Annotated in this window: 12 protein-coding genes and 1 tRNA gene; 10 read left to right on the top strand and 3 right to left on the bottom strand. The window is 54.7% G+C overall.

The window, feature by feature from the left end; translation table 11 throughout:
- The first annotated feature begins 70 nt into the window (after positions 1-70).
- Together tnpA and clpB are read left to right on the top strand one after the other, a co-directional pair.
- Positions 71-520, top strand: a complete 450-nt coding sequence (gene tnpA, locus SFX18_10395; GenBank protein MDX1963553.1) for an IS200/IS605 family transposase — start codon at positions 71-73, stop codon at positions 518-520.
- A 22-nt stretch (positions 521-542) separates the two neighbouring features.
- On the top strand, positions 543-3,197 hold the full coding sequence (gene clpB, locus SFX18_10390) for an ATP-dependent chaperone ClpB (protein ID MDX1963552.1): 2,655 nt from the start codon (positions 543-545) through the stop codon (positions 3,195-3,197).
- Between the two features lie 344 nt (positions 3,198-3,541).
- On the opposite strand, the gene SFX18_10385 is transcribed toward clpB, so the two are convergent.
- Positions 3,542-3,730: a DUF6800 family protein gene (locus SFX18_10385; protein ID MDX1963551.1), complete on the bottom strand. Its 189-nt coding sequence runs from the start codon at positions 3,728-3,730 to the stop codon at positions 3,542-3,544.
- A gap of 282 nt (positions 3,731-4,012) precedes the next feature.
- Here SFX18_10385 and SFX18_10380 point away from each other — a divergent pair.
- The 7 genes from SFX18_10380 (at position 4,013) to SFX18_10350 (ending at position 20,182) form a co-directional block, all read left to right on the top strand.
- A tRNA-Ser gene (locus SFX18_10380) sits at positions 4,013-4,098 on the top strand.
- Positions 4,099-5,000: 902 nt separating this feature from the next.
- Entirely contained in the window at positions 5,001-15,695 is a 10,695-nt protein-coding gene (locus SFX18_10375; protein MDX1963550.1) for a polymorphic toxin-type HINT domain-containing protein, read from the top strand.
- A 2-nt stretch (positions 15,696-15,697) separates the two neighbouring features.
- Positions 15,698-16,183: a hypothetical protein gene (locus tag SFX18_10370; protein ID MDX1963549.1), complete on the top strand. Its 486-nt coding sequence runs from the start codon at positions 15,698-15,700 to the stop codon at positions 16,181-16,183.
- Positions 16,131-17,219, top strand: a complete 1,089-nt coding sequence (locus SFX18_10365) for a hypothetical protein (protein MDX1963548.1) — start codon at positions 16,131-16,133, stop codon at positions 17,217-17,219. Before SFX18_10370 ends, SFX18_10365 begins: the two co-directional genes overlap by 53 nt.
- 258 nt (positions 17,220-17,477) lie before the next feature.
- Positions 17,478-17,885 (top strand): fasciclin domain-containing protein, encoded by a 408-nt coding sequence (locus tag SFX18_10360; GenBank protein ID MDX1963547.1) that lies wholly within the window; start codon positions 17,478-17,480, stop codon positions 17,883-17,885.
- Between the two features lie 158 nt (positions 17,886-18,043).
- A complete protein-coding gene (locus SFX18_10355) occupies positions 18,044-18,253 on the top strand; it encodes a hypothetical protein (GenBank protein MDX1963546.1) in 210 nt (69 codons plus the stop codon).
- A 381-nt stretch (positions 18,254-18,634) separates the two neighbouring features.
- Positions 18,635-20,182: an SDR family oxidoreductase gene (locus SFX18_10350; GenBank protein MDX1963545.1), complete on the top strand. Its 1,548-nt coding sequence runs from the start codon at positions 18,635-18,637 to the stop codon at positions 20,180-20,182.
- A 2-nt stretch (positions 20,183-20,184) separates the two neighbouring features.
- Here the strand turns inward: SFX18_10350 and SFX18_10345 are convergent, their stop codons facing one another.
- On the bottom strand, positions 20,185-22,137 hold the full coding sequence (locus SFX18_10345; GenBank protein MDX1963544.1) for a BatA and WFA domain-containing protein: 1,953 nt from the start codon (positions 22,135-22,137) through the stop codon (positions 20,185-20,187).
- An 86-nt stretch (positions 22,138-22,223) separates the two neighbouring features.
- Entirely contained in the window at positions 22,224-23,114 is an 891-nt protein-coding gene (locus SFX18_10340; protein MDX1963543.1) for a DUF58 domain-containing protein, read from the bottom strand.
- 140 nt (positions 23,115-23,254) lie between these two features.
- On the opposite strand from SFX18_10340, the gene SFX18_10335 reads away from it, so the two are divergent.
- Entirely contained in the window at positions 23,255-25,561 is a 2,307-nt protein-coding gene (locus SFX18_10335; GenBank protein ID MDX1963542.1) for an NPCBM/NEW2 domain-containing protein, read from the top strand.
- Positions 25,562-25,664: the final 103 nt, after the last annotated feature.

Here is a 25,664-nt window from a genome sequence, read left to right as displayed (position 1 = left end):
GCACCTGGCTACAGCACCACGCTCCTACGGAGCTATTAGCTGCTATTCCTTGCGGTTTTTAGGTATTTTCATGTCAACATACACCAATTTAATTTACCACTTGGTCTTTAGCACAAAAAATCGAATCCCATTGATCAAAAGCGAAATTCAAGGCGAACTGTATGCCTACATTGGAGGTATCGTTAAAAGCGAAGGAGGAAATTTCTTGGAAATTGGAGGAATAGCGGACCACGTGCATATCCTCTTGCGCATCAAACCCATCATGGCCTTGGCACAAATGTTAAATCGGATTAAGGCTAACTCCTCGCGTTGGTTAAACGAGGAAAAATTCAAATTACGTAAGTTCGCGTGGCAGGAAGGATACTCCGCATTTACTGTCAGCGAATCGCAGATTCCTATCATCCGCAACTACATCCGCAAGCAAGCGGAACACCATCGCAAAAAATCTTTTCAAGAAGAACTACTGGCACTGCTTGTAAAGAACAACATTGCTTACGATGAACGCTATCTTTGGAAATAATTTTTTACAATAGGTCCATCCCATGGCATTTCGCTTTGACAAATTTACCATCAAATCGCAAGAAGCCGTCCAGCACGCGCAAGAACTGGCCACGGACGCGGGTAATCCCCAGCTTGAGCCGCTGCATTTGCTTGCGGCCCTCTTGGAGGAAACCGATGGCGGCATCATTCGCCCGCTCCTCGACAAAATCGGGGCCAACCTTAACCAATTGGCCACCGTCGTCAAAGCCGAATTACGGCACCTGCCCCAATCCAGCGGCGGACGCACGCCGCAACCTAGTCCGCAATTTGTGCAAGTCCTGGAAACCGCCCAGCGCGAAGCGGGGACCATGAAGGACGACTTTGTTTCGACCGAGCATCTGCTGTTAGGACTTGCTAAAACCGGGGGCAAGGCCCAGGAAATCCTGAAACTGCACGCCCTGACGGAACAAGATATTCTTAAGGGGTTGCAGGCGATTCGCGGCAACACCCGCGTGACCGACCAGGCCCCGGAGGGGAAATTTCAATCGCTGGAAAAATACGGCATTGATCTGGTCCAGCGGGCACAAGCGGGAAAGTTGGATCCCGTTATTGGCCGCGACCAGGAAATCCGCCGCGTGATCCAGGTTCTTTCCCGCCGGACAAAAAACAACCCCGTGCTGATTGGCGAACCGGGCGTCGGCAAAACCGCCATTGCCGAGGGGCTAGCGCTGCGCATCGTGCAGGGGGACGTCCCCTCCAGCCTGAAAAACAAACGCGTCATCGCGCTCGACCTGGGCGCGCTCATCGCCGGCACCAAGTACCGCGGGGAGTTTGAGGATCGGCTGAAAGCGGTTTTGCGCGAGGTCGAAGCCAGCGCGGGGGGGATCATCTTGTTTATTGACGAACTACACACCGTCGTCGGCGCGGGGGCCGCCGAAGGGGGAAACGACGCCGCCAACCTGCTCAAACCGGCTCTGGCTCGCGGCGAACTGCGCTGCATCGGAGCGACCACACTGGACGAATATCGCAAATACATCGAAAAAGACGCCGCCCTGGAACGCCGCTTTCAACCGGTCATGGTGGGCGAGCCTAGCGTCGAGGACACCATCGCCATTTTGCGCGGACTCAAACCCCGCTACGAGGCACATCATAAGGGGGTCAAGATTAAGGATAGCGCGCTGGTCGCCGCGGCACAGCTTTCCAGCCGTTACATCACGGACCGCTTTTTACCGGACAAAGCGATCGACCTGATGGACGAGGCGACCAGCCGCCTGGCGATGGAACTGGAAAGCGTTCCCACGGAAATCGACGAGATTCAGCGCCGCATCACCCAACTGGAACTGGCAGACCGACAACTGGCCGAGGAAACCGAGGAACACGCCCGCGAACGACGTGTCGCGATCCAGGAGGAAATGCAAACCCTCCGCCGCAAACTGGCCAGCCTGCGCGAACAGTGGGAGTCCGAAAAACTCGGCCTGGGGGACGTGCAAAAAGTGCGGGCCGACCTGGAAAAGCTGGATCTCGCTTTTCAACAGGCCACCGCCGCCATCAAGGAAAAGCAATCCAGCGGCCAGCCCATCGCCGAAGCCGACTACCAAAAATTGTACGAATTGGACGTCGAAAGAAAAAAACTCCGCGCCCGGTTGGAAGCGGAAGAAGCCGAAAAACCCGCGGCCAAACCCGCCAGCGACAAACCCGAGGCGGGACGTAAACTGCTGCGCAAAGAAGTCGGCCCAGAGGAAATCGCCGAGGTGGTCAGCGCCTGGACCGGCATTCCCGTGACCCGCATGCTAGAGACCGAACGGGCCAAACTGCTGGTCCTGGAAGAACGTCTGCATCAGCGCGTTATCGGCCAGGACGAAGCGGTTGAAGCCGTGGCCAACGCCGTCCGCCGCAGCCGCAGCGGCCTGCAAGACCCCAATCGTCCCATCGGCTCGTTCATTTTTTTGGGTCCTACCGGCGTGGGCAAGACCGAACTGTGCAAAGCGCTCGCACAGGTATTATTTAACGATGAAAACGCTATGATCCGCATCGACATGAGCGAGTTCATGGAAAAGCACAGCGTGAGCCGCCTGATTGGCGCTCCCCCCGGTTATGTGGGCTACGAGGAAGGCGGCGCTTTGACCGAGGCGGTGCGGCGGCGGCCGTATTCGGTCGTGCTGCTGGATGAAATTGAAAAAGCCCACCGCGACGTGTTTAACGTGTTATTGCAGGTCCTGGATGATGGCCGCCTGAGTGACAACCAGGGGCACACCGTGGACTTTAAGAACACCATTATCGTCATGACCAGCAATATCGGCAGCCAGATTATCCAAGAAATCTCGCGTGAGGGGGGGTCCGACGACGAAATCAAAACCGCCGTGAAGGAAGCTCTCGAGGGGAGGTTTCTGCCAGAATTTTTGAATCGCGTGGATGAAATCATTGTCTTTCATCCACTCAAAGCCGCTCAAATCCGCAAAATCGTGGACATCCAGGCCGAACGCCTGCGCCAGCAACTCGCCCAGCATCATTTACAACTCGACATCACACCCGCCGCCTTGGGCGAGATTGCCAATCGGGGTTACGATCCCGCTTATGGAGCACGGCCCCTCAAGCGCGTGATCCAGCAGCAAATTCAAAATCCGCTGGCCCGGGAGATGCTGCGGCAGCCGATAGCGGAAGGCTCAACCATCCGCATCGACTTTCGCAATGACGAGTTTGTGTTTGAGATCACGTAATACCGACCTTAGTCCTTAGCCCTAAATTCGTGGATGCCACTCCGCACTACCAACCTTGCAAATCTTCGCAAAATGCGAAGATTATTGTTCAAGCAGTTGTGGGCCAAGTGCGTTTAATTATTTGCGGGCTAAAGGCCCAACCTATGCCAGCCGTGATTTTTTGAAAATTGTGGCAAGCGCAGTGTCGAACTGGGCAAATGGAAAGAAATCAATGGAAAGGCCAACGGCCCGATTGATCCCGTTCGACCAGCGAATATAGATATCAGTCCCCTCGGTTTCGGGTGGAAGCCCGAACTACGATCGTTACTCACTCAGCACAGAAAAATAGTGCTGGGGCAAGTCCGCTACACCTTTTCCAGGCCCAGATTGAGAATGACCTGCTCCGCGCCCGGGGTCAGCCGACGGATCTTATCGGCGATGGCCGCTTTTTCCGACGCGCTGGCTTTGGCCAGTTTACGCTTAAAGACCGTGATCTTTTGGCGACGATGACGGCGGCGTTTGATTTCTTGATGACGATCGCTAATTCCACCCATGATCTACGGCTCCGCTTGTAATTTGCAAAGTAATGTCTGGTAATACGAAATTAGACATTGCCAAGCTTGACCGGAAATCTTGGCAACTTAAACCGACCAGTTATCTTAACGAAAATCCATTCCAGGGACAACTGCCACGATTATCGTCATTTTTTTCAGTAAAAGCCACAATTTATGGCTTCTTGCCGCGATTGTCGCTAAGCCCGCGGCCCACGCATAATGAACCTCTCCGCACCTCGGCGTGACGAATAGTCAAGAGATAGTTATAATAGGGATAGATTAGGATGGGTGGCCGAGTGGTTTAAGGCGACGGTCTTGAAAACCGTTGTAGGTATCCCCTACCGTGGGTTCGAATCCCTCCCCATCCGGTAAACAAATGTACACTTATCGTCACCTGTGGAATTGCTGGGAAAAACGCTGGTTGCGGGAACGGTTGACGATGTAAAACTACCCGATTCCGTGTTTGGTCGCAGCGCATTTTGCAGTGGGGGTTTCTGACGTAACGTTTTCTCGATCTAATCGCGAGCACAAATTCTCTCGTGATACTCTTAAATTAGCCCGTCTATAAATTTTGAGAATCTATAGCCCGTTGGTGGCGATTTGACAGGCTTCTTTATTTTTGGCCTTATCATTTACGCCCGGGCAGATCGTGTTTTCGGCCCTTAATTAATCCGGCTCGGTCGAGAATTTACCCGGATAGCGTTATCCCGATTTGGGAACTCAAGAAAATTGTCCGTTCTTAATGAAATTCTTTTTCCAGTAATTTATTGACGGCATGGTGTGACAGCGTTAAAATGTCAAAGTTTTCTCCAAATTAATAAATGAAAATGCGTTAACGACCCACGGCCAGTTTTAACATTCATGGTTATTTTCCGAAGTTTGAAAAGCGGATAGATTCCCCGGCGGTGTTTGATATGGGGATAGTGGAATTGCGAGCCATGCCGGGCGAGTAGGTATTCTGTCAGTTGGAAGATACTCCGATCATGTGTTTCTTTCCTTTAGTTGTGGACTTTGCCACGGAAGCTGGACATACATCATGGCTTGCGTGCCTTGCAGTCTTCGTCGGCGGCTTAATGCCGTCACAGTTAGCCGTAACGCGATTTCACGCCGCGAAAAATTCTCCCGGCGGATCTCTTTGGAATCGCTGGAACCTCGGCACTTAATGTACTCCCACTCGATCGTCAATGATCTGCTGACTATTCGGATGGCGGACACGGATAATAGCCTACATTTGGCGATTGGGGGTTCTAATCCAACACCCACACTTCTTGTGAACGGACAATGGATTACCAAGTCAAATACCGACCCGACGCCCCTCGACCCGTCCACTTTGGCGGGTTTAGTCATACTGGGTAGCGAGGACTCCGAGACGATTGATTTAAGTGGATTGGCGGGCAGCCATGCGCAGGCCTGGAACATTTCAGTGGATGGACGGGGAGGCGATGACAATATCGTGGGGAGTCCGGGAAATGACTCGATTGCCGGAGGACATGGAAATGACATTATCTCGGTTAGCACAAATGATCGCATCCTGTTCGAGAGTTTCGCTTTTGGGAATGATACGGTCAACATGGCGGTCCAGTTAACCGCAAAAAGCACCCTCGATTTTGTTAACACTTCGGGTCTGGGAGCGGTAAAAATCACACGTGGCAATTTTTCATTCGTGGTAACCAGCGAAGGATCGCATACCTTGGAGTTGGAATCGAACGGGGGCGAATTTCTCGTCACCAAGAATGGTTCGGGAAGCCTGTTTATCGACGATTGGGCACACACACCCGCTAACACGACATGGCGCAACCTGGAGGGGTATTCTTATTTCGCTTGTTCCACCTCTCCCGATTCCGAGACCGAGGACAAATTATCTATTTTTGTCGCGGGAAGAGGGAACCCAGCCGATCCCGGGCGTCCTTTCGTTTCCAAGGTGATCCTCGGCGGCAGCGATTATCTGGACAATCTAACGATCAATAAATTCGGGATCGTGGAAATGGCATTTCGAGGCAATGAAGTCCTAGCGCTGAACACAATTGACTTAGAAATTGATTCACAACACAGTACGCCGGAGGAAACCGTCTACAACGGCTTCTTGAATACGAGGAATAACAATCTGATCGTCCGGGCCGCGTCCAGCCAAGCAGGCCAAACAGTATTTAATAAAGTCTTTGATATGCTCAGCTTTGGCGGGATGTTTATTGAAGCGCCCGGCTTGATTAACCCAGCTTTGACCGCAGGCGCGCTGTTCCTTAATGAATTTTTTGATTCAAGTCCCGGCGCGCCGATTATTACATTTGAGGATAATTTAAATTTCCGCCCTCTGTTCCCGGGAATATCCGAGTTACGGGCTGAAGATGTAATCATGGTTTATACCTATAGCGGAGATGGAAATTTTGATTTTAGAGTTGATGGGGCTGATTACTCGCCAATTGATTCCGCTTTTGGCAGCGTCCTGCCCCCTCATTACGCCAGATTGCTGGGGGATTATGACCGTAGCGCCCAAGTCAATGGCGGTGATTATTCCGCCGTGGACGGTTATCTTGGTTCCCAGCCCCCGGATCGAATTGTGTCGGCCACGGGTCCCGGCGGACTCGCGCCTGGGGATGCGATCCCCCTGGAGATATCGGAAAACACCCCCAGCCTTACTTTGAATCTGCGTGATTACTTTACCCATCCGAGCCAAATCCTACGATATGTGCTCGAAATCGATCACCTGGAGCATTTTGGGGTAGTTTCGATTTCACCGGATGTCAATCGGATCACGGATCGTTTGGTTTTAAATGGCGATTTTTCAGGATTCCAAAATTTTCTACAGGCAAATACGTACGCCCAGGCCACGTTGCGCGTGCGAGCGTATAACGACGTGGGATTAAGCGCGGATGCATACTTCAAAGTTTCGTTGAATGGTTCTCCCCCAGTTAGCTTTGAGTTGCCAAAACTGATAGCCGCTACGGGTGACAGCGCTTCACAAGTAAGTCTGTATCATTATTTTGACGACCGTCGCGATTCCGACACCGAACTGCTCTTCGCAATCACGGGTAATTCTAACTCCGCGATATTTAGTTCCGCGCCGCAAATTGATCCCGCAACGGGCGTATTAACTATCACACCCAGCGCGACAATGCCCGGTACGGCAGTTTTGACAATCCGTGTCACGGATAGTCAGGGTATGTATGTGACTCGCGCGCTTACATTCACGGTCGCGGCCACGGTCGCCCCACAATTATTACGGGCGGATAACCTTACTTTTCCATCCCAACTGGCGAATGGATCGGCGGTACAACTTGATATTCGGGGGGAAGTTATCACCCAACAGGCCCAAAAGGGTTGGCAAACCATTGAAATCGACACAAACAACGACGGTAAGCCCGAGATCCAGACCTTTGCCGACTCCACGGGAAAGTTCCGTATTCAAGACAGTCAATATCAAACCGTCGCGAATATCCCGCTAAAACTCCGAATACGCGAAAAAGTTGGTTTAACTTATCAATTTAGCGCCTGGCAAACGGTATCCGGTGCCCCAAACTCCCAACCCGCGGACGGCGCGCGAAGAATTGAGAGCTTAAATGTAACTGGCGCAGGGGGAACGTTTCCGTTTATTTCCCAACCCACGCTAAATGGGAAAGTCACGGGGCTGGCCGCAGGACAAAGCGTGGATTTAATCGTCGACACCAATCAAGATGGCCTGGCCGACGCAACGTTCGCGGCCTATGGCGAGTTTACCTATGCCCCGGCGGATTTGCCCCTGGGCAGAATTGTCATCGGTATACGACCTCGCGATCAAGAATCGGCGCTATGGAGCACGGTAACTTTCATACACACCGAATCGCCCGGCGTCGCCACTGGCGGGCACTCTGTCCAAGATCAATTGGATGAATTGCGCCGGCAGTACAACACCCAGGCAAAAGCCGCCACGACCGGAGCGCAATTTTCGCTAACGGAAATTGCCAGTAATTTGCAGTCGCTGATCACCACCGCGGACGCAACCCTGCGGACGGCCACCGGCGCATACCAGACCGCTTTGACGAATTACATTAACAATGTTTTGGTTCCGGCGTATAACGGCTTGATGTCCTCCAGCAACACACATTTATCGACTGTCCTGGCGACACAATCGCTGATTCCCCTCGGTTTGCCGGAACCTTGGAAAATCCCACAAATCCCCGAGTTGCCGACACCTCCAGCGCCGATCGTCACGGACTTAAAGTTCGGTCCCGACCAAGGTTACGGCCCCGACTTTTCTTTGCCGGAATTATCATTGCTTGGCATCGACAGTTTTCGCGATTTGAATCATACGGAGTTAGAAAACGAGATTGCCAACGCGAACTCTCACTACGGCGCCAATGGGGACGGCGGTTACAGCGTAAATTCATTTCTTCAGCCTTATTATCAGCAATATCTGACTGACATGCAGGACTTAGTTGCTGATCGGGAAAGAGACCGAAACGCGGTCCAGAATGCCAATAACCTGATTCAGAATGATATTCCCGCGGGCGATCGCGCGCCGTTTGAACAGGCCGTCTTGGTGCCAGATATTGAAAGCGATGATTCGCTTCAGGCGCGTGTACAGGCGCGTTTTGAGGAACTAAAAGTCATCTTTGAAGGCAATCCCCTGTTGTTTATTTCAGGTCGTATCAAAATTTATTTGGAGAAATATGCCCTTGGTTCGCTAACGCCTGATTATAACATTACAACTCATCGTAATGATTGGTTTGCGCTTAACAAAGACATTACGGAAACATTTAATCAGTTTGATGGCTGGCTGGCGGGGCAATACGCGGCCCACGCAATCGCCATGATCAACCGCCAAGCCGACATAACCCATAACGGTTTGAACCATGATTTTTTGGTTGGTCGTGACGGATTTCCGGGATTACTGGGCTATTTCCAGTCCAAATTCCGCGACTTGCAATATGCCACCATCGAGGAGACCTACGAACGGGAATCGGCGGAAGTCACAAAAGCATGGCATTTGAGGCAGGCCGAGGCCAAATATCTCAATGCCAAAGAAATCATCAATGCCCGATACAGGGAAGTCGTGGACGTCGCGAGCGAGGTGATCGAGAGGGCCACGAACTGGCGAAACTCCATCCAACAAGCGCCGGTTACCCGCCAAGCGGATAAAGTCATCCATGAACAAAACTTGTTGGTTGATGAGGCCACGGCCTTAAATGTTCGCGAACTGGAAGTACTGGAGTCTAATTACGAGTTCGAGAAAAAACAGATCGCCAACAATCATGCAGCGAACCTGGAAAAAATCAGGAACCATGCCGAGGGAATGCGGGATGAAATCAATCTGACGTATAGTCAGCAACGCGAACGGTTGCTGACCGAATTGGGGGAATCGGTTGACGCAAATCGCGAAGCCGCCGAATTTCAGGTCAAGCAAATCGAATTGCGGAAGACCCTAGTCCAGAACCTCTCGAATTTGGAGGCTAAAAGTTACAACGGCGGCGCTTTTACCTCCTTAGCTCCCATGGCGGGAATCGATAATCCCCGAATTGTCACGGCTAACTTTTCAGAGGGAAAACTCAAGCAACTGGGGCGCGAGAATGGCGTTGTCAACGGTTCCGTCTTTGAACCAAGAATCCCCTACTACTTCGCTCCCACTGACACGCTTATTGATTTTAAACTCAATGGCAATCAGCAATTCGGCGGAATTCAGTTCGCGCTCAACCATCCGGTGATGAGCATACCTCTGCTGGGAAACACTCGAATCACCGGGCACGACTTCGTGGAATCCTCTGGATATAAAATAATCCATTTTGACGATCACGTGAATTACCTTCGCGCGCGAAATGAATTGGAGGAGGTCTATTTTACCTCGCATAACGCCCTCCTGGCGGAGCAGGACCTCGCGCTCACCGACCGCAAACTATCCCTAGAACGCGAACTGGCCGCCCTGAATCAATCACACAAAATCGCACTCGCCAAGGTTCGTTTCGAAGGCGGTAATCCCACCAGTTTGGAATTCGCTAGGGCTGAAAAGCAAAATCAAATTGACGCGGCGGCGCGCGACAAGAGGATTCGGATTGCGGAACATGCTTATGTCAAGGAATCCGCGGCCGCCAAGCAAACTTTCTCGCAAAACGAACAGGGATCGCTTACGACATTTGTATCAAGTGTCTGGAACGCATACCTCACAAAAGTCGATGCCTGGGCCGCTAACAACAACTATCCGCCAGCTTGGGAAAACTATGTCAAACACGTCTACGCCGCCGAAAAACAACTCGACAGCCATGAACGCCTCTTGGACGCCAGCCTGGCGTATGAAGAAGCGAGGTTGACTAGCGAATTTCTGGCGGGCATGACCGCCACCATCACCGCCAACGCCGAACAAATCCGGTCGATCCAGGTAAACTCCGCCCAGGCTGAGTTTGGACTACAGGAATCATTCCACAATACATTCCACACGATTAATTCGGGGACGGGCGGTGGCAATTCCAGCCCGTTAGCGGACATCGAACACGAACTTTACTTGTATTCCATCGACACGCTCGATGATACCGGGGCCTATTATACGGATTTCATCGCCGCTAAGAAAAACTTTCAATCTAGCCTTGATAAACTCTACGAGGATCGTGACCGGGATATTGAAGTCAATCAACACGATTCCTACTATCACGTCGATTGGACGACACCCGCGGGCCTGTTGTTTTTAAATCAAGTGCGCGACATTCAAGCAAACTACCAAACCACCGGAAACGGTTTACGTCAAAATTTTGCCGCCTCAAGCGGATTATTGTGGAAACAACATCAGGAATACCTTTCCCAACGCGGCAAGGATTACGCCGTGACGACGGCGGATAAAAACATCCAAATCGCCAAGGCCATGGCAAACCTGGAAATCGCCGGCCTCTTTGCGGGGGCATTGGACTTGGGCGTAAATGTTCCCCAAGGGCGGCTGGAACTTATCACCGCGACCCATGCCGAACGTGAGCGGAATTTAGCCGACTTGCTTAAAAACCACACCACCGGGCTAGCGCAGGCGCAATACACCCATTCGTTGGGAATCGCCAACGCGTCCAAAATATCCGCCAACGCGCTAGCCGAAAAAATCCGCGATTATTCCGAAACGATCGCGGAACTGGAATACACTTACTCCACGGCCACCATTCACGAGTATCCCGCCCAGGTCAGGGCCTGGGCCAATGCCGCGACTGACGCGGAAACCAGCCGGCTACGCCACCTGGTCGCCGATCTAGCGGATGCCGCCGCGACCCAAACAGTCGCCATCCAATCCGCGGCCCTGGATTACGCGAACGCAACGATCGCCGCCGATTTTCAGCAAGACCTTCGCGGCGCAAACAATGATTATTTATTGGCCGAGGCTTCCGCAAAAGCAAATCGTGAAGAAGTGTTTGCCAACGCCCAGGCCGACAAAATCCGCGCGTCCGCCCTGGCCGACGCCAATCGTCAGCGGGTGCTAAAACAGAATGCCGCGGAGCTAACGGCGCAGATCAACGTACAGATCGAAAACGCGAATTTGACCAAGGATTATTTAACGGCGGACGACACATTCCGCAAAAACCAAATATCGGCGGATGTCGCCTGGCTGGCACTAGCCGCCGAATGGGAGAGTCTAGAATCCCCCCTTGCGGAATTTGAATACGAGGACCGCCGTACAAAAGAAGTAACGGGAAGCGCGCTGGGCCCGGCCAGCACCACGGTGACTGCGGATTTAAGAACCAAAGCGATCTTCCAGTACATGGTCGGCACGGCGCTGTCCGTAACCGCGGCGTCCAACTTTGTCACCGCGCCCACAACCACGAGTCTCGCCACGCCTGGCCTGCTACAGGGATTTCTGGATCATGTCTCCGCGTATGGCGCCGCGCTCACGGAACATGTCGACGCATTGACTGAAATTGATAAATCACGAATTAAGGATGCGTCAAAGGCGGGAGAGGGGTATTTGGAGGCCAACAAAGCCGCCAATCAAACCTGGCTGCAAAGCGTCAAAACGGCTGCGCAAACCGCCGCGAACACCCTGGGTAATGCCCAAAAAGCATATTTGATCGCCTCCGCCGCGGATGAACTTACTTATCTCGACGAACTCCATACCGCCGAAAACAATTACGTCGACAGTATGATCGCGCGCCAAGCGGAAACTTCGTTCGAGGAGGATGTCGCCGCGGCGGAGTGGGCTTTTATCACCTCGATCGTTACCAGTGAAGTCACCGCGGCCAACAGTGCCCTGGCGGCAAATCCCACGAACCTCAATTTGATATTCCAATCCAAATATGCCCAAGCGAAATTAGCTTGGATCAATGGCCTGGCGGACGAATATGCCGAATACAAGCTCGACGTCCTGGCCGACTCGCGAACCACCGAGCAGGGCATCCGCTCCGCCAACCAACAAATGGAATCTCAAATCGCCCAACTACGGGTGGACTCGGCCCAAAATACCCTGGGTGAGCTAGCCAAAAAGCTAGAGGTGGACTCCGCGCGCTCTAAATTCGAATATGCCGAAATGCAACTTCTGGCCGCCGAGGAACTGGCCATGAAAATGCACAAATTACAAGAATCCACTTCCCTGGAGTACGCCTCCGCGCTTTCCGGGCCGCGCGCGTCATACGCCGAACTGATCCAAACCCGCAGTGACAACTATGCCCAATTAGCGGCGGGTATCTCCGCCGCCCGGGCCACCAACGCTAGAATTCATCACCTGAAAGTAGCCGCGATCCCTCCCCAGGCTCCCGACCGGCTGGAACGCGAAATTCAGATAGCCGCGGCTCGTGTCGCCGCCGATGCCAGTCTGCCCTCCGATCCATCTTATCTGGGTTATCACTATAAAATTACCCACGATACCCGCCTCGCGCAAAAGAATTTAAGCCTTGCCAATCACACAATCGCGGAAAAGGCCAGCCTTGAACAAGGAAAAATCGAGGACGAAAACATCTTGTCGCTGGCTAGCGGCGAGCGTGATCTAAAGCAGCGTCTTGCCGCCCAGGAATTGGCAACGGGACTCTCTTCCTCCACCGAGGAGACCCGCGTCGAAAAGCTTATCCTGGATAAGCGCCGCACGGTGAGTAACGGCTTCGCGGAACAGGAACGCGCCCGCGCCAACCAGGCCGCGGCCGACTATTATGACTTTCTCGATTCCGCGGCCGCCGAACAATTATTGCGGTTACAATCGCTCGATAATGATCCCCAATTGGCTTCCCCCAGCGCGCAACTGGTGACAAATCTGCTTGTGACCCGGTCCAGTTCCGGGCTTGCCTGGGTGCGGGGCTCCGCCAAAACGCAAACGTTGCAAACCCACGCCGACATCGCCGCCGCCTGGAAATCACTCTCTGTCTGGCAAGCCGACCAAGACCACGCGATTGGCGTCGAAACCCTGGACAAGGAACAGGAATTCCGCGCCGAATCATTGCGTAAACAAGAAGAACTGGTCAAACGGAGCGTGGAACTGGAATTTACCTATGTCTCCGCGCTCCGCGGTGGCGGTCAAAGCCCCGCCGCCACGCCCAGCGCGGGAGATCCGGGGACGGGTGGCGGCGCTACCCAAAAATACCGCGCCGCCGTCGCCAGCGCCGAAAAGAACGCCGCAAATGACCAGGCGCTACTCGAATACCTCTATTTTCCCTTCACCTTCGCACCGGATGATTACTATTACCACCTGCAAAATCATGACGACCGCCGGGGGGCGGCGCTGACCGATGCCCGGGCCGCGTTTCTCCAGGCAGAGGGTCGGGCCAGGTTCGATTTACTCCAGGGCCAGGTCAATTTGGAATATGATCTTGCCTCGGGTCTGTTGCAAAAGCACCGCGACCAGCAACAGGCGTTTCTGAAGGGGACCAATCCACAACCCAACACGCCCGGGGGCGAGTGGCAAGCCCGACTGGAACAGAATCAACAGTACTATGCCACGCTCGCGACTATTTTCGCCGAGGAGCGCGACCTGGCCATTGATCTGGCGACCGGGTGGCGTAATCTTACCGCCTCCCTCCCCGCCAATCCCGCCCTGGCGGGCAACCCCTACGCCCAACATCAGGCAAATCTAGGCCAGGCGGAATACCAGCGGATCGTGGGGGTCCCCGCGCAAAATGGCCAACCCGCACAGGCTGGCCTGGCCCAGGCGGAATATGACAGCGACCTGGGCCAGGCCGCGGCCACGCGGGACCACAACATCACGCTCATCAACGCCGACATCGAACAAAAGTCCCGCCTCGTGACCGAAACGTCCGCCGCGGCGCGGGGACAACTGGAACTCAAATTATCGCAGGGACTGGCCGCGGCGGGCGTTGTCCTGACCGCCGCGCTCGAGGGCAAAAGCGAAATCCCCCTCCCCGGCGTCGCCTGGGCGCCCGTTGCCGTCCAGATCACCGCTCTGGGCGTTGCCCCGCTGGCCCTGGAGACGCTGACCCCGCCAGGGCCACCGACGCCAGAGGGAGGCCCCTCGGCCGAAATCGCGGCCTTGGCCAAAGCCGCGGGACAGCATCCCCAGGGAGAGGCCAATCACAACCATTGGGGATTTGTCCATGATCGGACGCGGCCGCAAATAGCCAACGATCCCTGGGGCGTGGCTGGCAAATGGTACGACCTGGCGTATGAAAACCAGAGAACCCTGCTCAGCTTTATCCTGGTTCCCGGCGCGGCACAGCATTACTTTACCAACAAAGCTGCCATCCCCTACCTTTCCCAGGCCGCCCGCTTTACCTATTATTCGCTCTTTGATCGGTCCCAGGGGGACGCCTTCACCCGCATCACCAACCTGGGCGCCGCGTTTGGCGACACGATTTCCTTTGGGATCACAGCGGGAATTCGTCATTTAGGCGGCTTTGACGCCGTCGATTACAAGTCCGGGGCGTACCAGATCGGCGGCTACGCCGGACAGGTTTTTAACATCGCCACGCTGCTGGTGAATCCGCAGGGACTAATCAATGCCGGATACAAGGTAACCCAATGGGGGCAGGTCGGCCTCAAGATTATCAACGGCATCCAGACCGTCGGCGGAGTAACGCAGGGAGTCAGCGCCGCCACCGCGACCGGCGATTATTCGCAACTGCTGCTCGCCGGGGGGATGGGTCTGGCCCGGTTTAGCAAGTGTACCACCGGTTGGAGGGAAGTTTTGCGCCAGGGGGTGATCAACTCCGGCTCCGCCGTCGGCGCCTACGGCGGACTCCAACAAATGTCCAACGGCGACATCGTCGGCGGTCTCCTGACCATCGGCGAATCCGCCGCCAGCTCCTGGAGGGCCAGTAAAGCCTGCTTCGCGGCGGGGACGCCGCTGTTGACAAATCTAGGGGGCCGCTTCATCGAGCAAATCCGCGAAGACGATTTTGTCGCCACGCGGAATGAGAGCGACCCACACGGGCCGGTGGTTTACAAACGCGTGGAGGAGGTATTTGAGGGACGGGAATGTATTTGGGAACTACGCGTAGCGGGCAAAACCGTCCGCACCACGGCCGAACACCCGTTCTGGGTGGTCGGCGGAGGGGTTGGGTCCGGCTTGCCGGACAAGGGCTGGACAAATGCGCGGGATTTGCAACCTGGCGACAAGTTGGGCAGCCATAATGGAGTAACGCAATCTGTCGAATCGGTAAAAAACACCGGCGAATGGGCCACGGTTTACAACCTCCGCGTCGCCGATTATCATACCTACTTCGTCGGAGAACTCGACTGGGGCTGGTCCGTCTGGGCGCATAACGCGTGCGTGTATGAATCGAGGGATCGGATCACGGGCCAAGTGCTATATGTCGGTATTGCGGATAGTGGTTCCACACGAACTTTTCCCCAACGCGCTAGGACAGCGCTAAATAGAACGGGGATCGCTGGCGAAAAAATCTTTGGCGCAGACAATCTCACACCGCGACAAGCCTATGCCATTGAACAGGCACTCATACAGCACCATGGACGAACAGTAAATGGCACTGGCACTCTAGATAATATTTATAGAGGCACACGCCTTTCCACTCGCATGCTGGCGTATGGCAATGAACTCCTTAAGCTAATCAGCTATCCAGGGTTCTAGTCATGCCAAAAAGGCCAATCTCCCAACGCAATCTTTTGATCGGTGACGTACTGGAAATTAAAACCAGTCGGGGTTACGCTTATGTGCAATGCGCAAATAAACTCCCGTTTTTCGGTAATTTAATCAGGGTTTTGCCCGGGTTTTATCATCGGTCAATTACCGATCTTGAAGAAATTGTCTCTAAGAAGGAAAGCTATTTCACGTTTTTCTATTGGGATAAATACGTGGATCGAGACATAGTTTACAAAGTGGGGCGATTACAGATACCCAAAGACTGTGTTATCCCTACCTTGTTTAGGGGTGGTTCCAAAGATCCCAAAAATCAGAATATAGCCACATGGTGGTTATGGGATTCTGTGACGAATAAGGAATGGAAAGTGGGTAAAATCAGTAAAAAACAACGCGAATTGCCTATTCGTCATATCTTAAATTACATTGCTCTCATTTACGACCTGGAAAGAGGTTGGCATCCGCGTGATGAGCATTAACCAGCACGCAACGTTATCTCTATGCCATTCCACCCTTCAATCTATCTTTGCCGAGGAGCGCGATCTGACGCTCGATCTGGCGACCAGTTGGAAAAATCTTACCGCCCCCCTCCCCGCCAATAGCCAACTGGCGGGGAATCCCTACGCCGCCCAACAGGCCGCGCTGGGCAATGCCGATTACGTACTGGCCGCCGGTCAAAATGGCCAACCGGGCCAAGCCCAAAAGGAATATGACACCCAAGTGGCCAGCGCCACGGCGACCCGCGACCGCAATATTACGCTCATCAACGCCGATCTAGTCCAAAAGGGCTTGTTGGTAACCGAAACCTCCCGCTCCGCCCGGGAAACGCTTGATCAGGCGCTCGCCACCAGCCTCTCCGCCGCCCAAGAGATTCATGCCGCCGAAGCCGGAGGGAACAGCGGCATGCCGCTCCCCGATGTCGTTTGGACTCCGCTGATTGTCAATGTGCGGGAATTGGGCGTCCAGCCCCTGGCGGACGACATTCTCACCGCCAACACGGGACATTCCGCCGAAATCACGGGCTTTCTGGAACGCCTGCGGACATCTCCCCAGGGGGAAATCCGGCTCATCGAGTGGAGCTTTACGGCGGCCGGGAGTAGGCCCCAAGATTCCCGCGATCCGTGGGGGGTCGCGGGCAGGTGGTTTGACACGGCCTATCAGGCCCGCAATAACTTTGTGGATGCCCTGGCCAATCCGGGCCAAGCCGGCAGCGCGTTGTACGCGGGCCTGCAATTCCGCTACTACGCCCTGACCGACCCCTCCCAGGGGGATTGGTTTACCCGCCTGACCAACGCTTCCGCCGGGTTTGGGGACGCGATCACCTTTGGCCTGACCGCGCGGGTACGCCAGTTTGGCGGGTTTGACGCGGTTGATTACAACTCCGGGGCCTACCAGGTCGGCGGCGAGGCGGGAATCGCCTTCAACATCGCCACGGCCGCGCTCAACCCGGCAGCAGCACGCTGGGGCATTCGCACAACCCCCAGCACACAACTTACAGAAGCACTAAATCGATGACTTGACTAAAGCCCATGCCAAAATGAGGCATCTCCGCAATCCGAAAAGAATCATCGGCACGTGGGCAAGATTTCGTTTCCATGACGCGAACCAGGCCCAACAGTTTGCACACTCCGCCGGTAGCCGGGGACAACCACGTGAGTTTCCCTAAAACACCAAATATTCCGTCCTTAGGTGTTAAGTATGCTTGCTCTTCACAGTATCAAGAGTGCGGGCAAATTGTACCGAGTCAGGACATTTTCATAGGAATCGAAACAGATGCACGACATAGTGGAGACAGCGGTTGCGGCGGGATCGTTTAACACCTTGGTTACCGCGGTCAAGGCCGCGGGCTTGGTGGAGACACTGAAGGGAGCGGGACCATTTACGGTGTTTGCGCCTACCGACGAGGCGTTTGCAAAACTCCCCAGCGCGACCGTGCAGGAATTGCTAAAGCCGGAAAATCTGGCAAAATTGCAGGGAATTTTGACGTACCACGTGGTTGCCGGCAAAGTGCTGGCCGCTGATGTTGTCAAGTTGCAAACCGCAAAATCGGTCCAGGGTCAAAACTTAAAAATCGACACCAAAGCCGGAGTGAAAGTTGATAGCGCGAATGTCGCCAAAACCGACATTCTTTGCTCGAATGGCGTGATCCATGTCATTGATGCGGTGCTTCTTCCCCAGTAATCGGTTTACATGCCATTCATCGGCAGTTCTAACCTATACCATACGCCATAACCTGGGGTGACTGATCAACATCCAATCTGGTTTGTTGATCAGCATCCCGCGAAAGAGCATCTTTGACTTTGCCATAATCCAACTTTTCAGATTTTACTGGAGAATCTATGTCGGCGGAACACACCACAAATTGGCCGGACTTGGCTATTGGATTGTATGATCGTTTGACCGGTAGAAAAGCGGAAATTTCGTACGAGTTTGTGGATCTACACGTAAAAATCCCCAGCGGTACCGGCACCGGGGTGGAACATGCGGAATGGATTTTGAATGGAACCATGAAGATCCGCACGGGGGAAGCGGGGCAATACCCAAAGTAGTTTTGGCCGGCCGTATCGACGCGATAATTGCCGGCCGGCCCGTCGCGCTGCGTGGCGAAGGAGATCGTTTGATCGTAAGCGTGACGGACTGGCGAACAGTTTTTTTACTGTGTAAATATTTCCCATTCTGGAGAACCTGGGCGAAGGATTTCTCCCAACGTTCAGGGATTCGCCTGTTTTTTCATCACAATTGGCTGGGGGGCGTGGAAGTCCTGCCCCATCCCTCTTTTTTGATGAGAGTCCTTATCGCTTTGGGTCGATAAGAATGTTATTAATATCAGGTCAGAGGCTTGGTTTGGATTAAGTAGATCATCCTCTTTGCTCATACTCACAGTATTTGCCCGCTCATGGTGGATGGACGACGTATTGTGCCTATCAATCATGCGTGGATGGAGCACCGGCGAGGATACACTGTATTTAATGGAATGGAACCGCAAGATGATTTTATTGACCGGGGCCACGGGGTATGTGGGAGGGCGGTTACTTACACTTTTAGAAAAATCCAATCGTCATGTCAGGTGCCTCACCCGTCGGCCTGCCGCCTTGAGTGAGAGGGTCAACGATACGATAAGTGTCGTGGAAGGGGATGTCTTTGATCCGGGGTCATTGGAAAGAGCCTTTGAGGGAATTGACATCGCCTACTATTTGGTGCATTCGATGGGGGATCACGGCGACTTTGAATCACAAGATCGCATCGCCGCGCAAAATTTTGCCCAAGCCGCCGCAAAAGCGGGAGTGAAAAGAATTATCTACCTAGGAGGCTTGGGCAATCCCGACGAACATCTCTCTAAACATCTGCGTAGTCGCCAAGAGACCGGGGATATTTTGCGGGCCCACCACGCCCATGTGATCGAGTTTCGCGCTTCGATTGTGATAGGTTCGGGCAGTTTGTCCTTTGAGATGATTCGCTCCCTGGTCGAACGATTGCCAATCATGATCTGTCCCCGCTGGGTGCGCGTGAAGGCGCAGCCGATCGCCATCGAGGACTTGCTGGCATATTTAATTGCCGCCTTGGATATTCCCGATTCAGCATCGCAAATTTTTGAAATTGGCGGCCCCCAGCAGGTATCTTATGGAGACATCATGCATGAATACGCCCGGCAACGGGGGCTAACGCGCTGGATGATCCCGGTCCCTTTTTTAACCCCCTACTTGTCAAGTTTGTGGTTGGGATTGGTGACCCCGCTCTATGCCCGGGTTGGACGCAAGCTGGTGGAAAGTTTACGCAATCCGACGCTGGTCTCCAATAACCTGGCCGAATCCGTTTTTGCCATCCGTCCTCGCCCTGTCCGGGACGCCATCGCGCGGGCGCTGGTAAATGAAGATCAGGAATTTGCCGAAACGCGCTGGTCGGATGCCTTGTCAGCGGCCGGCAATCCCCAAAGTTGGGGGGGAAACCGCTATGGATCGCGGCTGGTGGATTCTCGGACGATCACGGTCTCGGTCCCCCCCGCCCAAGCGTTTACGCCCATTCGTCGCATCGGGGGCGCCACCGGCTGGTATTATGGAAATTGGCTATGGAACCTGCGCGGATTTCTCGATTTACTTTGCGGAGGCGTGGGCGTGCGCCGCGGGAGGCGCGATCCCGAGAACCTGCATGTTGGAGAAGCTCTTGATTTTTGGCGTGTCGAGATTTTTGAACCAAATAAACGCCTGCGGCTGCAAGCCGAAATGAAAATGCCAGGCCGCGGCTGGCTGGAATTTGAAGTTACTCCTGGTAGCGACGGGAGCACCATTCGGCAAACAGCGATTTTTGATCCCTTGGGACTGGCGGGGTTGCTGTATTGGTATGGGATTTATCCGCTGCATCTCTTTGTTTTTGCCGGCATGTTGCGAAATCTAGCGCGGGCCGCCGAGAATCTTCCACAGCAGGCGGAAGTAGCCGATCCCATCCGGCCTAACGGAATCAAACCTGCCGTTAAAATGTGACTTTACACATACACCCGCCGGTTGTACACGTACCATTCGGCCAACAGCAGCACCAACCCGGCTAAGAGCAGCCATTTCCAAAAATTGCTCTCGCCCAACTGCCAGCTTTCGGCTGGTGGAATGTCGTTAAAACCAATTTGCACGCCGCCGTCGGGGACGGGGGCCAGGTTACTTTCTAAACTGTCAAACAGGTTCACCGCAAATTTCTGGACTGTTTTTCCGGCAACCTGGGCCTGATAGATGCCGGTGGTCGATGTGGCGCTGTAGGGGAATGTGCTTTGCGGACTCAGGAGGACCGTGGTGGCCGCTCCGGCCGGAGAGAGAATGGTTAATTCCCGCGCTCCTTCCTGGCGGAGTTCGATCGTTTGGCCCGGCTGCACGCTAAGCGATTCGGCCAAGGGGCCCCCCCCATGAAAATATTGCATGGCGTTTTGCAGGACGAGGGGAAAGCTGGCCTTGAGATGCCAGTTGGTGTTATAACCTTCCCCCGCCGCGCTCAACGGCACGCTAATCACGTAATCCTCAAAGCCCCCGCGCGGGGCTATCGCCGCCAGCACACCTTGATTGCTATCGATCAGCCGCGTCGCCCCCGCGGGGGGAGTCAGGGGACGCGCCGTGGCGATTAAGACTTCTTGCAGGTCTAAATTTTGGGAAAGGGGATGAATCCGATCCACGTCAATAACCTGGGGCGCATTTACGACCGGGCCGGTTTGCCAGCCAATGGGGGGGACCGATCCCCAAAACAGCGTGTTGCCTCGGGGAAGTTGGGGGGGCTGGCAACCGTCATAAATTATCAAATCCCAACTACCGGCCAAGGCTCCCTGCTGATACTCGGGCTGTTGCAAAAAGGCTGGCCGCTGTGTCCGGACCCGCGCCAACTTTTGCACGGCTTTGGTGCTGAGCGCGCGTTCAAGATCGGGATTTCCCGCGCTGACTAAAAGCACCTGAATCGGCTGGGTGGCTTGCAGCACCGCAAACGCCCGGTCATCCACGGCCAAATCGTCTCGATTGGTAATGCGCAGTTCCAATTCACCCTCGGTAACGCCCTGCAAGTTGAATACCGCCCCCTGGCTGGCCGTGGGGTTCAGGCTTAGCTCGGATTTGTCCCACAATTTTCCATCCAGCAATAACTGCAGGGTCACCGTCGTTGGTTGCTTGCCAAAATTTTCGATCCGGGCAAACGCCTGTTGCTCGGCGGGGCGTTCTTCGTTTTGCCGTAGACTAAACTGCGTAATGGCTAGATTCTTGGCGGTGGGTTTGCCCACGGGGACGTAAATGGGGCGCAAGTTTCCCAGGGTAAAACCCTGCACCGGGGGAAAACGCCCGTCGCTATAAATGATGGCCGTGGCGGTGGCGGCCAGGGGGGTGGCGTCATCCGTGCCTGGGGACTCTTCCCCGCCGCCGGGATTAACCAGCCCCGCCGCTTGTTTTAATGCCTCATGGATATTTGTCCGCCGTTGCGTGGGTTGGATCTTTTCGATGGCTTGGCGCAGGAGGGATTTATTGCCGGTAAAACTTTGCTCCACGCGGGAACTGTCCGAAAAGCTGAGCACCATCCCCACCGCGTTATAGCCCAACGAATTCACCCGCGCGATGGCCAATTCCTTGGCCTGGGCCAGCCGGTTGGGGTTTTGATCGGTCCCTCCCATGCTGGCGGAATTATCGATTAAAAAAATGACCCGCTCGTCCACGCTTTGCCGTGTGTTCCAACTTGGCCGCAATAGCACAAAGATCAACATCAAGACAAACAGGACTTGCAGATACAGTAACAGGCTTTGCCGCAAACGTTGCCAAAAGCTATTCACATGCAGGTCTTCGATTGCCTTGCGCCATAACAGCGTGCTGGGGACGGAAAGCGGTTGGCGACGGAGCTTGAGAAAGTACAAGGCGACAATCGCCGGGGGAATCAGCCCCAGTATCAGCCACTGCCACCAAGCCAGCATGGGAAAAAACATAATCGTAAGCGTGGGAGGTTGGAGGCGGGAGAAGGGAGAAGGGAGACGGGAGACGGGAGGCAAAAATAAGGAGATAAAAGGTAAATTTAGCGGACCAAGCCCCGTTGACGGAGATACTTCACCACCAGATCGGACACGCTGAGATCAGTCCGGGCCAGCATGTAGGTCATTCCCCGTTTGGTGCAAAAAGCACGCGCCCCTTCGATAAATCCAGCCAAGGTTTGTTTATAACGGGCAAGCAAAGGGGCACTAACGGTAATTTCGGCCTCCTCGGCGTCTTCACAGTCCACCAAACGCAAATCACCCGCCAAATCCGGCTCCACTTCGGCGGTGGAGAGCACCTGAATAACATACACGTCCAGTTCCCGGGCGGTGAGGTAACGGAGCGCGGATTCGTACCCCGCTTTATCCAATAAATCACTGATAATGACTAAAATCCCCTTGCCCGGATTGCGCAGACAAAAGTTTTTTATTCCCGCGGCCATGCCAACCCGCGCCGCGGGCTGGTAGTTTTCCAGTTGTTCACACATTCGCCACAATGATTTTCGCCCACGCAACACCGGCGCGGGTACGCGCAGTCCCTGGCTGAGGGTCTCTATTTTTACGCGATCCGTCCGTGTCAGGCCGATAAAGCCCAGCGCGGCGGCCAGTTGCTTGGCGTATTCCAGCTTATTCGGCTCGCCAAAATCCATCGACTGGCTATCGTCAATCAAACAAAAAAAGTGCAGGTCCTCTTCTTCTAAAAACATTTTCAAAAAGAGCTTATCCAACCGGGCATACGTGTTCCAGTCAATAAACCGGGGATCATCCCCCGGCACGTAGTTGCGAAAATCGGCAAACTCCACGCTTTGCCCCTTGCGCTTGCTGCGCCGCTCCCCTTTCATCCGGCCACGAAAGATTTTACGCGTGGTTAGCTCCAGCCGTTCTAATTGGGCGAGCAATTGGGGGCTGAGCAGGTTGGGGGATTTGGCGTTCATCGCGTGGGCAGGCTTGGTATAATTGGAAGGAAGCCGCGTAACGCCGCCTGGGCGGGGGTCATACAACCATGTGCCTTCGCGGGAAATTGACGCGGACGACACAAAATTCGGCTTTTTATTCCTTTTGACGTATTTGCATTATGCCACGCTTGTGTGATCTTTGCAGCCAAGTTTTGCCCCGCGTCGCCAAAATAGCCAACCGTGGGTTGCGTCAATTAGGAATTTTGTGGTTGATTTTGGAGGGAAGTCATTTATTTACCACTTTCCCACGATCTCCCGCCATCCTCCGCGCCGACGATATACGCTACGAGGGCTGGACCAAAAACGGTGAGCGCACCACCGCCGCGGGGATCACCCCTTTTTTTGCGGGCAATGACTTGTATGTAAAATTTGACAACCGGGATCATGGCAACCCCGATAATTTTTTGCGAAACGTCCTGGTTCTGCCTGTCAGTTGGCAGCCTGCGTCGGGCGCTTGGGTAGAAATGACCAATGGCGACCTGCTGCCCGCGCGATTAAGCCGATGGGTACCTCCGGCTGAAAATGGCAGCCAACCCGCGCTGGTGGTGGCCACCCTGGAAGGCCCCGGCGCCCAGGGGGATATTCCCCCCCTGGCCTGCCAAATCCGCCCCGCCGCGATTCGACGCGTGTGGATGGGTAACGCCCGGCCCAGCCGGTCACAACCGGGCCAGGTAGAGCTAATGGACGGACGCCAACTGTTGGCCAAGGCGCTGCGCTTTCGCGAGACCGGGCTGGACTGCCTGACCGAATCCGGGCTGGTCCATGTGGAATTTGCGCAGTTGCGGGGGGCCACCTGGCCCACGGCGGGAACGGAAACCGACTACCTGGCTGAAGGGTTATGGAATGGCCAGCCGCAACAGCCGGGGGTGATTCGAATTCGCACCTCGCGCGGAGCCATCTTGTCCGCGGGGCGGGAAGTGATTCGTCGCCACCGCGAACCCGAGCGCGAGCAAGAGTTGCTGAACCTGCGGCCAAATTGGACCACTCAAACCTTGAAAATCGCGCCAGAAAGAATTCGCGCGGTTAGCTGGCGCAAACCAAACGAGATCCCCCTGAGCCTCTTGCCGATGCAAGTGACCTACACGTTATCCGCCGCGCGGCGGTGGCCGGTGCAAATTGACGCCAGCGCCACGGGGCAGGAACTGCGCTGTGGCGACCTGATGGCCGAGTGGGGATATGGCACGCACGCGGGAACGATTTTGCAGCACGCGCTGCCAGCGGGATGCAAAAGTTTCTCGGCATGGGTGGGCCTGGACCCCGGCGTGGGAACTGGCGGCTGCGCAAAGGTCTCGGTGCGGCGCGACTCCCCCACCGGGCCGGTCTTGTGGGAGAGCGATTTTTTACGGGGCAATCAACCTGCCGTGCGGATCGGGCCGCTCTCGATCGAAGGCGCGCAAAACCTGGTCTTGGTGGTTGATCAGGCGCATGAAAATCGACCCAATGGAGCCGATCCGTATGATATCCGGGATCAAGTCAACTGGCTTTGGCCGACAGTCGAAATCGATCCAGCGCAACTGCGCACCACCGCCGAACCGTTGGAGGATTGGATTCCTTCCCTGCGGGGTTTTACCGTGGCGGAGGCTGATCGGACTAAAATCAGTTTGCGTCCCACTTGGACGGAACAGGGGTGGCGATTTGCCCTGGTGCCGTTGGATCACGACCAAAAAGCCCAATTAATTTTATCACGCGCGGTTCCCCTCAATTTATTGCATGGCCGGGTGGAAATAACGGCGGCGCATGATGGAGATGGCGGACGCAAACACCAAGTGGGCCTAAAATTTGGCGAACAAAACCTCGACTCCGCCATGAATGGCAACATCCAGACTGGCGAGCGGGACGCGCGGCGCGGCGAATACGTCACGCGCGAGTGGAGCTTGGGAGAAATTTTAGGCCAAACAGGAAAGTTGAATTTGGCGTTCATCCCAGAAGATCGGGGGGGACACCAGGCCGGAGTGGTGATAGATAAAATTCAAGTCGGACCCTTGATTACCGATCTGCCCGCATCCGGCCAACCCCTGGCGCCGGAAATTCCACTCGCCAGCGTCAAACCCCAAAAGCTGCCCGATGACCAAGCCAAATGGGAAAACGGCAAACGGACCGATGACCAGCCGTTGGTCTTTCGGGGTTATCGGTTTAACTCGGGCGTGGGCGTCAAGACCGGGTCGGAGTTAACCTTTGAACTACGGCCCGAATGGCGTAAATTCACGGCGGTCATTGGACTGTGCGATGGCTGGCAAGGCGTCGGCCCTTACGAGATCTTATTGGATGGCCAACCTCACTGGCGCGACCCCACCGACTTTAATCGGACCGCCGCCGCAAAACAAATTGTCGTGGAGATCCCCCCTGGCCACAAAACACTGACGATTAAATTGGGGGGCAAGGACTGCTTTGCGCTGTTAGGCAATGCCGGGTTTAGCAAGAAATAACACACCCACGACAGTTCATCAGGCTCAATCATTTTTGGATTATTGAGTGAGCCAGTTGTCCAAATCGCTGGGGGGAGGCCTGTCGGGCTTGACATAAAACTTG

The sequence above is a fragment of the Pirellulales bacterium genome (genome assembly GCA_033762255.1).
GTDB lineage: Bacteria > Planctomycetota > Planctomycetia > Pirellulales > JALHPA01 > JANRLT01.
This window is presented reverse-complemented; position numbering and strand designations above follow the sequence as displayed.